The organism is Streptococcus mitis, assembly GCF_003942775.1.
Classification (GTDB): Bacteria; Bacillota; Bacilli; order Lactobacillales; family Streptococcaceae; genus Streptococcus; species Streptococcus mitis_CN.
Genome location: NZ_RJNX01000002.1, coordinates 380,716 through 392,621, shown reverse-complemented (window position 1 = coordinate 392,621; position 11,906 = coordinate 380,716). Strand labels below are relative to the sequence as shown.

Annotated in this window: 12 protein-coding genes; all 12 read right to left on the bottom strand. The window is 41.3% G+C overall.

Annotated elements, in window-relative coordinates:
* A partial coding sequence (locus tag D8848_RS04420; protein WP_142999025.1) for an N-acetylmuramoyl-L-alanine amidase family protein occupies positions 1 to 1,120 on the bottom strand: 1,120 nt, incomplete at its 3' end.
* 52 nt (positions 1,121 to 1,172) lie between these two features.
* On the bottom strand, positions 1,173 to 2,060 hold the full coding sequence (locus tag D8848_RS04415) for a C40 family peptidase (protein ID WP_125443752.1): 888 nt from the start codon (positions 2,058 to 2,060) through the stop codon (positions 1,173 to 1,175).
* A gap of 277 nt (positions 2,061 to 2,337) precedes the next feature.
* A complete protein-coding gene (locus D8848_RS04410) occupies positions 2,338 to 2,970 on the bottom strand; it encodes a response regulator transcription factor (protein WP_049486946.1) in 633 nt (210 codons plus the stop codon).
* A 10-nt stretch (positions 2,971 to 2,980) separates the two neighbouring features.
* Positions 2,981 to 3,979: an envelope stress sensor histidine kinase LiaS gene (locus tag D8848_RS04405; protein WP_125443754.1), complete on the bottom strand. Its 999-nt coding sequence runs from the start codon at positions 3,977 to 3,979 to the stop codon at positions 2,981 to 2,983.
* Positions 3,976 to 4,674, bottom strand: coding sequence for a cell wall-active antibiotics response protein LiaF (liaF, locus tag D8848_RS04400; protein WP_001224643.1), 699 nt, complete (start codon positions 4,672 to 4,674; stop codon positions 3,976 to 3,978). The genes D8848_RS04405 and liaF overlap by 4 nt, the downstream gene beginning before the upstream one ends.
* Positions 4,675 to 4,750: 76 nt before the next feature.
* Positions 4,751 to 5,761, bottom strand: coding sequence for a type 2 isopentenyl-diphosphate Delta-isomerase (gene fni, locus D8848_RS04395; protein WP_125443755.1), 1,011 nt, complete (start codon positions 5,759 to 5,761; stop codon positions 4,751 to 4,753).
* Positions 5,745 to 6,752, bottom strand: a complete 1,008-nt coding sequence (locus D8848_RS04390; RefSeq protein ID WP_125443757.1) for a phosphomevalonate kinase — start codon at positions 6,750 to 6,752, stop codon at positions 5,745 to 5,747. Before D8848_RS04390 ends, fni begins: the two co-directional genes overlap by 17 nt.
* Positions 6,739 to 7,692, bottom strand: coding sequence for a diphosphomevalonate decarboxylase (gene mvaD / locus D8848_RS04385; RefSeq protein ID WP_049544770.1), 954 nt, complete (start codon positions 7,690 to 7,692; stop codon positions 6,739 to 6,741). The genes D8848_RS04390 and mvaD overlap by 14 nt, the downstream gene beginning before the upstream one ends.
* Positions 7,674 to 8,552 (bottom strand): mevalonate kinase, encoded by an 879-nt coding sequence (gene mvk, locus D8848_RS04380; protein WP_125443759.1) that lies wholly within the window; start codon positions 8,550 to 8,552, stop codon positions 7,674 to 7,676. Before mvk ends, mvaD begins: the two co-directional genes overlap by 19 nt.
* 123 nt (positions 8,553 to 8,675) lie before the next feature.
* Complete coding sequence (locus D8848_RS04375) at positions 8,676 to 9,617, bottom strand: PspC-like choline-binding domain-containing protein (RefSeq protein ID WP_125443761.1); 942 nt, start codon at positions 9,615 to 9,617, stop codon at positions 8,676 to 8,678.
* A gap of 99 nt (positions 9,618 to 9,716) precedes the next feature.
* Positions 9,717 to 10,406 carry a response regulator transcription factor gene (locus D8848_RS04370; RefSeq protein WP_024056976.1) on the bottom strand — a complete coding sequence of 230 codons (690 nt, stop codon included), beginning with the start codon at positions 10,404 to 10,406 and terminating at the stop codon, positions 9,717 to 9,719.
* Between the two features lie 11 nt (positions 10,407 to 10,417).
* Positions 10,418 to 11,842, bottom strand: coding sequence for an NADP-dependent phosphogluconate dehydrogenase (gene gndA, locus D8848_RS04365; protein WP_000158778.1), 1,425 nt, complete (start codon positions 11,840 to 11,842; stop codon positions 10,418 to 10,420).
* Positions 11,843 to 11,906: the final 64 nt, after the last annotated feature.

Sequence of the window (11,906 nt, the reverse complement as noted above, 5' to 3'; positions counted from 1 at the left end):
CTTTTTCAATATAATCACGGAAATCATTAGGCAAAACTTTCATCTTCACGATTTCACCAGATTCATCTGCATAGCCCAAAATATGGTGATCTTTAGATAATAATCCGTCCATAAACATTGTAAAATATCCAGTTACAAGTTTACCATTATCATCATTGGCACCTCTTAGATAAAGTTTATTGTCATTAATTGTCAATCCAGATGAATCTAGACTAATAACTGGACTTGAGTTTTTAAGATAAAGTTCAGACCCAACTTTTTGAATAGGGAAGTGAGTAGTGAATTCTGGTAGATTCGCAACCTTACGTCCATCTGCTCCAAAGTAATACTTATTTGGTAAGTTTTGGAAATTCTTTATGACAGCTTTAGGATCAATTTCTTCCCCTGGTTTTTTATTATCAGTAATGGCATCTAAAGTATTTCGTTTTATATCGCCAATCTTTTGATAAGAAAAACGTTCAACAATAGGTTTGATATACCAGGCATTCTTTTCGATAACAACTCCATCTTTCTTATGAACAAGGTGATAGTCATAACCATCAGACAAAGTAACGATATCTGTAATAACTGTATCATCAAAAGGATCTTGTTCAACCTGACTAGGGAGTTTGGTTAACATATAACCATCCTTACCAATGACATAACTTTCCCCATCGCTTGCTGGAACAGCTCTATCTGCTACCATAGCACCTGATTTTTCAAAGTAAGACCATTGACCATTTGCAGTTGCCCATCCTGTTGCCATAGCGCCACTGCCTTTGAGGTAGTACCAAGTAGACCCTTCTTTGTACCAACCAGTACGCATAGCCCCACTATTTGCGAGTGAGTACCATGTATTGCCTTCCTTGTACCAGCCAGTACGCATAGCCCCACTGTCTGCGAGCGAATACCATGTATTGCCTTCCTTGTACCAGCCTGTCTGCATTTTACCAGAACCGTCAAAGTGGTACCAAGAGCCAGCATTTTGCACCCATTTGTTTTTAGCTAGACTGCCATCTTGAGAAAGATTCCAGTCAGAACCATTTTTTACCCATGTATCTGCAGCCTGTGCTTGGTTGATAGATAAAAGTAGGCCAGCACCTGCAAGCAAACCAAGTGTAAGTAGTTTAGATTTTTTCATAGCCGTTTCCTCCAATTAGTAACAAATTATTTATGACATTTAAATTTTATTGTTACCAAACTCGTCTAGCTCCGTCAATAGATCCAATGTATTCATTGTTAGTTATGTTTACAAATTTTCTTACATAATTTGCGTGAACCACTTGGTTACCGCCAATATTAATTCCCACATGTTCAAGATTATTAAAGAAAATTAAATCTCCAGGTTTTTCATTACCAGTTACATCAATTCCTTGCTTAAATTGAGATCTAGTATCAGTTCCTAAGTAAATGTCAAAGTTTTTATATATGGCATGTGTAAATCCTGAGCAATCTACACCCTTATTCAAGTCTGCCCAACCCCCAACATATGGGATTTTATCTACAAATGTCTCTGCATACTCAGCAATTGCCTGACCTTTATTTTCTACGCAAACACCGTTAGATCTGAAGAAATAAGGTTTCCCATTAACTCTATTATAATCAGCTAGCATGGAACCGTCATTTGAAAGATAGTACCAATTACCATCTGGGTTAATCCACTCATTTGATTTCATCCAACCTTGATCATCAAAATAATACCATTTCTTATCTAAGAATTCCCAATGTTTAGCATACCCACCTGAAGTATATTTGAACCACCAGCGACCATCTGTTATCATCCAGGTTCCTTTATCATCTCTATTTTGATTAAATGCTATTTTTTCTTGATCGCCTTCTACTTGCGTTAATTCTCTAGGAGAAAATCCTACCAACTTAACTTGTTCTGCATCTTCAACCTTAATTTTACCTTCTTTAACAAGTTGATCAATTGCTTCTTTCTCGCTTGTATACTGTGAAGTTGTTTGTGATGTAGTCACTTTAGTGGTAGACGTTGTAGTTTCTGCATTAACTACATAAGTAGTTGATAACAAAGCTCCTGAAGTAAGTAATAAAGCTGCATAAGTAATATATTTTTTCATGACAAAAATCCTTTCTTCAAAATTCCTTAACGCTCTAGTGACCTTATTTTGATAATTTACGGAGACATGATTCTAACCTCCTTTTGGATTTTTTATATCCTTTGATAAATACTACATTACTTTAGTTATCTTTAGCTTCATTTTACTCCCCTATAAAATGAATGTCAACAAATAACATAAAACATTGTGAAAAAAATATTTTATCGTGCTAGAGGTACTTGCTTGCTTCTTTGATACTAAGTTCAGCTACTTCTCCAATATTATTTTTACATAACTATTAAAAGTCTTCATGACCCACCAAGTGGTGCTGAAAGGCATAGACAGCCGCCTGGGTACGATCGCTGACTTCAAGTTTGGCTAGGATATTGGACACATGGGTCTTGACCGTCTTGAGAGAGATAAACAGTTCGTCTGCGATGCGCTGATTTTCGTAGCCCTTGGCGATGAGTTGAAGCACATCTCGCTCACGCGCAGTTAAGTCCTCATGTAGTTCTATATGATTGCGGTGGTATTCGACCTTCTTACTGACCTCTTGCTCAATGGCCAGCTCCCCAGTAGCTACCTTACGAACAGCGTGCAGCAATTCATCCGCACTTGAAGTCTTGAGCATATAGCCCCTAGCACCAGCATTTAAGACAGGCATGATTTTTTCATTGTCTAAGTAAGAGGTCACAATCAAAATCTTGGCTTCAGGCCATTCTTTGAGGATGGCCAAGGTCGCGTCAATTCCATTCATCTCAGGCATGACGATATCCATGACAATGACATCTGGACGCAGTTCCAAGGCCAAGTCAATGCCTTGAGATCCGTTGGCAGCCTCACCTACAACTTCTACATCATCTTGGAGGTCAAAGTAGCTTTTCAAGCCCAATCGGACCATTTCATGGTCATCTACTAGTAAAATTTTCATCTCTACTCCTTTATAACTCATTATCTAACAGGGGAATACGGATATCAACCGCCAGACCTTGCTTGGGAGCTGTCAAGAGTTGAACCGTTCCTGCCATATCTTCGACTCGCTCCTTGATATTCCGCAGTCCATAACTCAAGTCGTCTAAACTCCCTAACTGGAAACCAATCCCATTGTCCACCACCTTCAGCTGCAATTCAAGATCCGTCTGATAGAGATAGACATCCAGACAAGAGGCCTGGGCATGGCGGAGGGTATTGCTGATCAATTCTTGCAGAATACGGAAGATATGCTCCTCGATTTTCTTAGGCAATTTAGATACATTTTGCTTAAGACTAACCTTGAGATCACTCTTGTCCTCAAGCTCTTTTAGAAGAATTTGAATCCCTTCTATCAAGCTCTTCTGTTCCAATTCAACTGGGCGCAAATGCAGGAGCAAGACTCTCAAGTCCTTCTGAGCTGTTTCTAAAATGGCTGTGACACTCTGCAACTGGGTCTGCATCTTTTCTCTATCCAGTTTCAAAGCCTGCTGGCTGACACCTGACAAAATCATGTGGGCCGCAAACAACTCCTGACTAACCGTATCGTGCAAATCCCGAGCAATCCGCTTTCGTTCTTTCTCGATGATTTCCTCTTCCTGAGTAAGACTGTGATTTTCAGACTTTTGAAGAGCTTCTGTCAAAAGATTAAGTTTACCTGACAAGGACTTGAAGCTGGCATCCAAATCTGGATCAGCAACCTGAACCACTTCTTTCCCTGCCAATAAACGCTTGAGATTGGCCTTCATTTTTCTTAGAGAAAGCTCTTCAACACCTCTCCAAAACAGGGCTAAGAGAAAGGTCATGGACATGCTGAATACCAACAACAAAAAGACAAATTTTTCTGTTTTTTCGACATCATGCAAGAAAATAGACCAGTCAAAGTCAAGGATGTCCAGCAAGCTGTGGGACAGAAATAAGACAAACAGGATGGAGGTGAGAGCAATCATTACATAGGCTTGTTTTTTCATCCTCTAACCACCTCAACATCGCCAATCATAGTGGTTAAGAAAATCTTGACACTCTTGTTACTCTTGAGATAGTCTCTTGTTTCTTGATGATAGTGTTCATTGCGAAGGGCTCGCTTGGGCTGATTGAAAAAATTCAAATCACCATAAAGACAGTTAACACTGAGACTGACTTCCACATCTACAGGCACAATGATTTTGGTCGTTCCTACCATCTTTCTGAGGATAATGACATTGTCATGATTGGTTAGAATCACCCTCTCCAGATGAATGGTGTCCTTGCCCATGAGACGAAAGAGATTGATATCATCAAACTGGCAAGTTTGGTAGCTTGAAAAATGATGGAGATTCCCAAACCAACGATTTTTCTCCTTCTTAACTGTCACCACCTCTTCAAAAACCAAATTGGTCTGCTCTTTTTCCTGGTTCATCATTGGATAAAGAAGAAAGAGGCTATAGATAACCGCAACAAAAATAGCTAAAATCACAAAAGGATTGAGCATGACGATGAAAAAGAAGAGAATGCTTGCCACTACTAAAAGAAGATTGTTTCCCTCTTTACCAGTGTAATAGCGAATCAAAAGCAAAAAGAGGAATAAAATCAGCAGAAAACGCGAAAAATGCTCTGATACCATCAAAATCAGAGCTCCTGTCAAAAGACAGGCTTCGATAAATAAAAAGATTTTAAATTTTCTCATAGGTTCATCCTCTCCCTTCTATTTTATCACAATTCAAAAAAGTCACCTCAGTCTAAAGATGGAAAAAAGGCGGTGGTTACGCCTTTTTCATCTGATCTTTTGCTTCTTTTAATTTTCCATAAAGAAGATAGTCTACTTTTTGCAGATCTGCTATGGTGGCACAATTAAGGGCACACATGATCAAGCGTAGATCATCTTTCCAGCCTTGGACAATGCCAATCACTTCTTCAACTGTGTAGCTTTCAACCAATTCTAGAACCGTTCGAGACAGTCCTACAGCCTTGGCTCCAAAGACCAAGCACTTAATCATATCCAGCGGATTTCGAACGCCTCCACTGATCAAGAGTTCGACCTTGTCTTTCCATTCTTGAGCATTGAGAAGGGCTTGCATAGTAGACTGTCCCCATTGATTGAGGTAATCACGTTGGCCACTGCGGCGGTTTTCGATATAAGCAAAGCTGGTACCACCACGACCTGATATATCCACTGTACGAACACCCAGTTCATAGGCTCTTTCGATGCTCTTCACATCCATTCCAAAGCCCACTTCCTTTAGGACAATCGGAACGGGGATTTGCTTGCTATAATCTGCCAGATGCGATTGCCAGCTTCTGAACTTCCTTTCTCCCTCGGGCATGAGTAATTCCTGCATAACATTGACATGCACTTGCAGGAGAAGGGGATTCATCTCTTCTACAGTCTGAAGTCCTAACTCGACAGGCTTGTCCAATCCAATATTGGTTCCAAGAAGGAGATTTGGATGATCAGACTTGACAGAAAAAGAGTCATCTGCTGGATCTTTGAGGGCTGCGCTATAAGAACCCGTTACAAATAAAATACCACAGGCTTCCGCCACCTGAGCTAGTTTTTGATTGATTTCTTTACCTTTTTCACTCCCACCTGTCATGGCATTGATATAAAAAGGAAAATCCCACTTTCGACCAGCAAATTCTGTCGAAAGATCGATTTCATCCAGATCGTAAAGAGGCAAGGAAGAATGAATCAACTCCACCTCATCAAAGCTATTATAGGAACTTTTCTGCTCAAGGGCATAGCGGATGTGCTCATCCTTACGATTTGTCGTCATGTCCTATCCTTTCTTGGTATAAGAGCTCAATCCCCAGATCGGCCCAACGGTTTTTTAGGGTTTCAGTTGATTGCTCATCAAAACTCAAGGCAATGCCACAGTCACCACCACCAGCACCGCTACTCTTGGCAACAGCCTGCAAATCTTGACTGGCTTCTTTCAACTGTCTAAGCGAAGGTGTGTAAATATCTGCGCTCAAGCCTTCTAAAAGCTTGCTTGCCACTTCTACTTGCTCGATAATTTTTTCTGCTTTTCCTTGTTCTAAAGCTTCTACCAAAGCAGTCACCGTTGCTTTTGAGGAAGTTAAAAAATTCTGATTGATATTTTGCTTGATTTGCTGAACCATGTTACTAGACACAGCTACTTCCTTGGTCCAGCCCACTAGGAAATCACATTCTAGGGCAGGTTGTACGTGTGAAATTGAAAAGCTCCAATCATGCTCCAAAACTGTCGCCAAGTTTTCTTCTTCCAACCAAGTTGCCACCTTTTGGCGATCAAATGACCGGTAGAGAACCAAATCCTCTGCCACAATACAGGCAAGGTCTCCCATGGAACCATTGTCTCCTCGCTTGAGCAAGACAGCGCTAGCCAGCTTGAACAAGAGTTCCTGATCAACCGTAATATCATATAGAGCCAACAAGGCCTTGATCACCAAGATAACGACACTACCGCTAGAACCCAGACCAAACTTTTTGCCTTCTCGTTCCATTTTGCCACGGATTTCTAGAGAAAAAGGTCTTAAAGTTTGACCTCGATAAGTCAGGAAATCTTCCACTAGAGCAATTGTTTCTTGAATCAAGCTGTAGGCAGGATTTGGCGTCAAGTCCACTACGAAATCAAACATGTCTGAGTAGATACGATAGTTCTCAGAAAAAGCAATCTCGCCCTTCATATAGATGGGAATATCCTTTATCAAGGCTAACTGCCCTGGCTCTAAAATAGCATATTCACCTGCCCAATAGAGTTTTCCACAAGTTTTAACAGCAATCATCTTGGCTCAAATCCTTTGTTTTTGACACAATCAAGCGATAACGTTGACCGAAGATTTCTGACAAATGCTCCAAATCTTTCTCCTGACAAAGGACCTTAACATTGGGACCAGCATCCATGGTAAAGTAGCAAGCTTCTCCTTGCTGACGAAGCTGGCGGACAAAGTCCATAGCTTCATAAGATGCATCCGTCAGATAAGAAAAGGCTGGTGATGCTGTTTTGGTCGTAGCGTGCATAGCCAGGGCATTTTTCTCAGTCAATTCCCCAACCTTGGCAAAGTCATTTTCCTTGAGATAAACCAGCATATCCTGATAGTCTTTCTCAGACTGACGCACCCAGTCATCAAAAGTCGTCGAGGTTTCCACACAAAGTTTCATTCCATCACGACTGGAGATTGGTTTTTTCTTATCCTCTAGCACCAACATAATCATAGCTAATTTCAAGTCTGTCTCTACAGGGTAAATCTCCCCACTATCCTTATCCCAGGCACCTAGCGGTCCATAAAAACTCCGAGAAGAAGATCCTGAGGCAAACTTAGCCTCCTGTGCTAACTGACTTCTATCCAAACCAAGCTTGAAATAAGCATTACAAGCCTTGACCAAGGCGGACAAACCACTAGAGCTTGAAGATAGGCCCGCTGCCGTAGGCATATTATTTTGAGTATCAATACGAACAAAACCCTCACCAGCTGGACGGTAACGGTCAATAATCTTGCTCATCTTGGCATGCTCAGCCTCATTTTGTAGCTGACCATTGATATAAAAGGCATCAGCAGTAGCATCTGTCGGTAGCGGCGACAAGGTCGTCTCTGTGTACATATTTTCCAAAGTCAGAGAAATACTGCTAGTAGCAGGAACCATCTCTTTCTCTTTTTTCTTTCCCCAATATTTGATAATAGCAATATTTGCGTAGGAACGTACTGTTACAGGCTCTCGATCCATGTCTGAACAGCTCCTTTCTCTTCTAATCTTTCTGCTAGTTTTTGAGCTTGAGTCAAATTGGTTGTCAAGGCGATAATACAGCCTCCTAGCCCACCACCGCTCATCTTGGCACCTAAAACACCATGGTTAAGAGCCGTTTCAACCAAAGAGTCTGCCTCAGGGCTACTAACACCAATTTCTTTTAAGTGTAAATGCGCTTGACTGAGGATTTTCCCCAGTCCTTCAGCATCTTTTCCTCTAATTGCATCTTCTGCCTGCTGAGTCAATTCTCCCAAGGCATGCAAAAACGGCAGGGCATCCTTCCCCTTGCTTTGAACCACTTGGATGGCTTCACGAGTATGGCCATAAACACCTGTATCAGCAATCACCAAATAGGCAGATAAATCCATCTCAAGCTCTGTAAATCCTACATTCTTAATAAATCGAATAGGCTGGTCACTGAGACAGGTCTTGGCATCCAAACCACTCGGATTCATATGAGCAATCATCTCAGCCCGATTGACCAAGATTTCTAATACATCATGAGGCAGTTCTGCCTCATAGTAGTCAAAAACCGCACGAATAGCCGCTATGCTGATAGCAGCTGACGAACCCATTCCCCGTTTTTCAGGGATAGCCGAGTCAATCTCACAGCGAATGCAGGCTTCTTTGATATCCAAATACTCCAGCGAAGCATAAACTGCCATGGACAAGGTATCCTCCTCATAAAGACGCCAAGGACTCGCTGCAGGAACTACCTTACAAGTCACCTCCACCTCCAAAAGAGGCAGGGAAATGGCAGGATAACCGTAAACGACTGCATGCTCCCCTATTAAAATAATCTTACTATGTGCCTGACCGACACCAACTTTTTTTGTCATTTTTTCCTTTTGCTAGACGAAAAAGCCGTCCCATTTTTTCCTACAAGTATTTATTCTCTCCTATCTATTTTATTATATTTTCACAAAAAAAGCGATTGTTTCCATTCACAATCGCTTTTTTCATTATTGAACCCATTCGCCATTATAGTTGACAGAATAGCCATCTACAGTCGTATTCACTGCCAAGGCACCTGAGCTATAAGTATGGTACCATTTACTACCGACCTGGAACCAACCAGTTGCCATTGCTCCTGATGAACGGAGATAGTACCACTTGTTACCAAGATATTGCCAGCCCGTTTTCATATCACCATTTTCAGCATCTAGATAATACCAAGTTGAGCCGTCTTGATACCAACCAGTTGCCATTGCTCCTGATGAACGGAGGTAGTACCACTTATTGCCAATTTGCTTCCAACCAGTTTGCATGATACCAGTTTCTAGATCTAGATAGTACCAAGCTGAACCATCATTTATCCAACCACGCACTAGCTCCCCAACCGTTAAACTGTCGATACGAGCATCGAAGCTACCATCCTTCTGTAAATAATACCAATGCCCTTCGTCAGAAATCCAGCCGGTTTTTAAGGTGTGATAATCACGTTTATCTTCAAAATAATAGGTTCGTTTCTCTGCTGGGCTATCATATTGTTCCCCATGATGTTTGTTGGTATTTGTAGCAGTTTTTGCTTCTAAAACTTGCTTACCAACAAATTCTTGTAGTACCCCATCTTGATTAAAGTAGTACCATCTTGGCATTGGCATAAATTCCAACCTCATACCATTAGGATAGGGACCAATGGTACTTCCTTTAGATGGAAACGGGATATATTGCCAGCCGACAACCATCTCTCCTGATACATGATCAAAATAATAGGTCTTGCCATCAATCACTCGCCAGGCCTTTTCTTTGATGTCACCCTTCTTGTAGTATGTTCTACCATTTTCTTGGACAAATTTCCAACCTTCTGAATCAGCATCATCCGCCAATACTGCACTTGTTGCCAGTAAGCTAAAGAAAAAAACTGCTAATGCGATTTGCATCAATTTTTTTATTATTTTCATTAGACCTATCCTCCATAGCTGATTATAGCAAAGACTCAATTGTATGTCAATATATAGAAAAACCTCAAAAAAAGCAGTCACATAACTGCAACTGCTTTTCTATTCTTGCATGGTGTAACCGACACCACGAACGGTTTTAATGTAACTTTTTTGACCTTTTACATCAAGCTTGCTACGTAGATAACGGATATAGACATCCACGATATTGGTTTCGGTCGCACTTTCATACTTCCAGACACTTTCCAACAACTGCTCACGAGTCAGGACTTTCTTGCTTCCCATAAGAGTAGCCAAGAGGTCATACTCACGACGAGTCAGAGCAATCATTTCCTCGCCACGATAAACGGTATGATGTTCTACATCCATACGCAGATTGCGGTAAGACGTTGGAACCTTCATCTGACTACAGTGTTGGTCGATAAAGTCCCGACCTCGGAAAATCGCTGAAATACGATCCACCAGATTCTCAATAATAACCGGCTTATAGATGTAAGAAACGGCAAAGTGTTGGATTGTCTCAATCTGATCTTGCAATTCTTCGCGATGGTCCAAGACCATAATCACTGAGGCTGGCTTAGTCCGACTTAGCTTATCTGCAAAATCCTGGGCTGTCATATCCCCAAGTTGAGCATTCAATAAAATCAAGTCATAGTCTGTCTGAAGAGCCATGGAGAGGGCTTTTTGCCCCTCCTCAACCTGATCAACTCGGTATTGCTCTTTTTGGAGTTCCAAACTTAAAAAATGAGCTAGATTTCTTTCTTTCTCAAGTAATAAAATCCGTTTCCCCATGGCAGACCTACTTATTTTTCGTCATACCAAGAGTAGTGGAATGTTCCTTCTTTGTCTTTACGTTGGTAAGTGTGGGCACCAAAGTAGTCACGTTGCGCTTGGATCAAGTTAGCTGGAAGGTCAGCTGAACGGTAGCTATCAAAGTAAGTAATCGCTGCTGAGAAAGTTGGCACTGGCACACCAGCTTGAACAGCAAGAGCTACGATATCACGCACTGCTTGTTGGTACTTAGCAGTAACATCCAAGAAGTACTCATCCAAAAGAAGGTTAGCAAGGTCTGCATCACGGTTGTAAGCATCTGTAATCTTTTGCAAGAAACGAGAACGGATGATACAGCCATCACGCCAGATAGATGCGATATCTGCAAATGGCAAATTCCAGTTGTTTTCTTTAGAAGCTACACGCAATTGCGCAAAACCTTGTGCGTATGAAATGATTTTTGAGAAGTAAAGGGCTTGACGAATCTTTTCAATCAACTCAGCCTTGTCTCCTTCAAATTTGAAGGCAGCTGGTTTTGGAAGAACCTTGCTAGCATGTACACGTTCTTCTTTGTAAGTTGAAATGTAACGTGCAAATACTGACTCAGTGATGAGTGACAATGGCACACCAAGGTCAAGTGATGATTGACTAGTCCATTTACCAGTTCCCTTGTTACCTGCAGCATCAAGGATGTAGTCTACGATTGGTCCATCTTGGCCTTCATCGTCTTTACGGCTCAAGATATCAGCTGTGATTTCGATCAAGTAGCTGTCCAATTCACCCTTATTCCACTCAGTAAAGATTTCAGCCATATCTTCTGCAGAAAGGCCTAACAAGTGTTGCATCAAGTCATAGCTTTCTGCGATCAATTGCATATCACCATACTCGATACCGTTGTGAACCATTTTCACATAGTGACCAGCTCCATCAGGACCGATGTAAGTCACACATGGTTTGCCATCTTCTGGTGCTTTAGCTGAGATTTCTTCAAGAACATCCGCAACCAATTCGTAGGCCTCTTTTTGTCCACCAGGCATGATAGACGGACCTTCAAGGGCACCTTTTTCACCACCAGAAACTCCAGTACCGATAAAGTTGATACCTGAGTTTGCCAATTCTTCATTACGACGGATTGTATCTTTGTAGAAAGTGTTTCCACCATCAATCAAGATATCACCCTTGTCAAGGTGTGGAAGAAGGGCTTGGATAGTAGCATCTGTACCAGGTCCAGCTTGAACCATGAGCATGATACGACGAGGTTTTTCGATTGAGTTCACAAAACTTTCCACGTCATAGCTTGGCACAAAGTTCTTTTCAGGATGGCAAGCAATTACATCTTCAGTTTTTTCTTTACTACGGTTGTAAATAGCAACTGTGTAACCACGAGATTCAATATTAAGGGCAAGGTTACGACCCATTACGGCCATACCTACGACACCAAAGTTAGCTTTTGTCATTTGACACTCCTCTTGTTTAATTTGTTTTATTTTATCATTTTTACTTTTGAAAAGAAAGAATTTT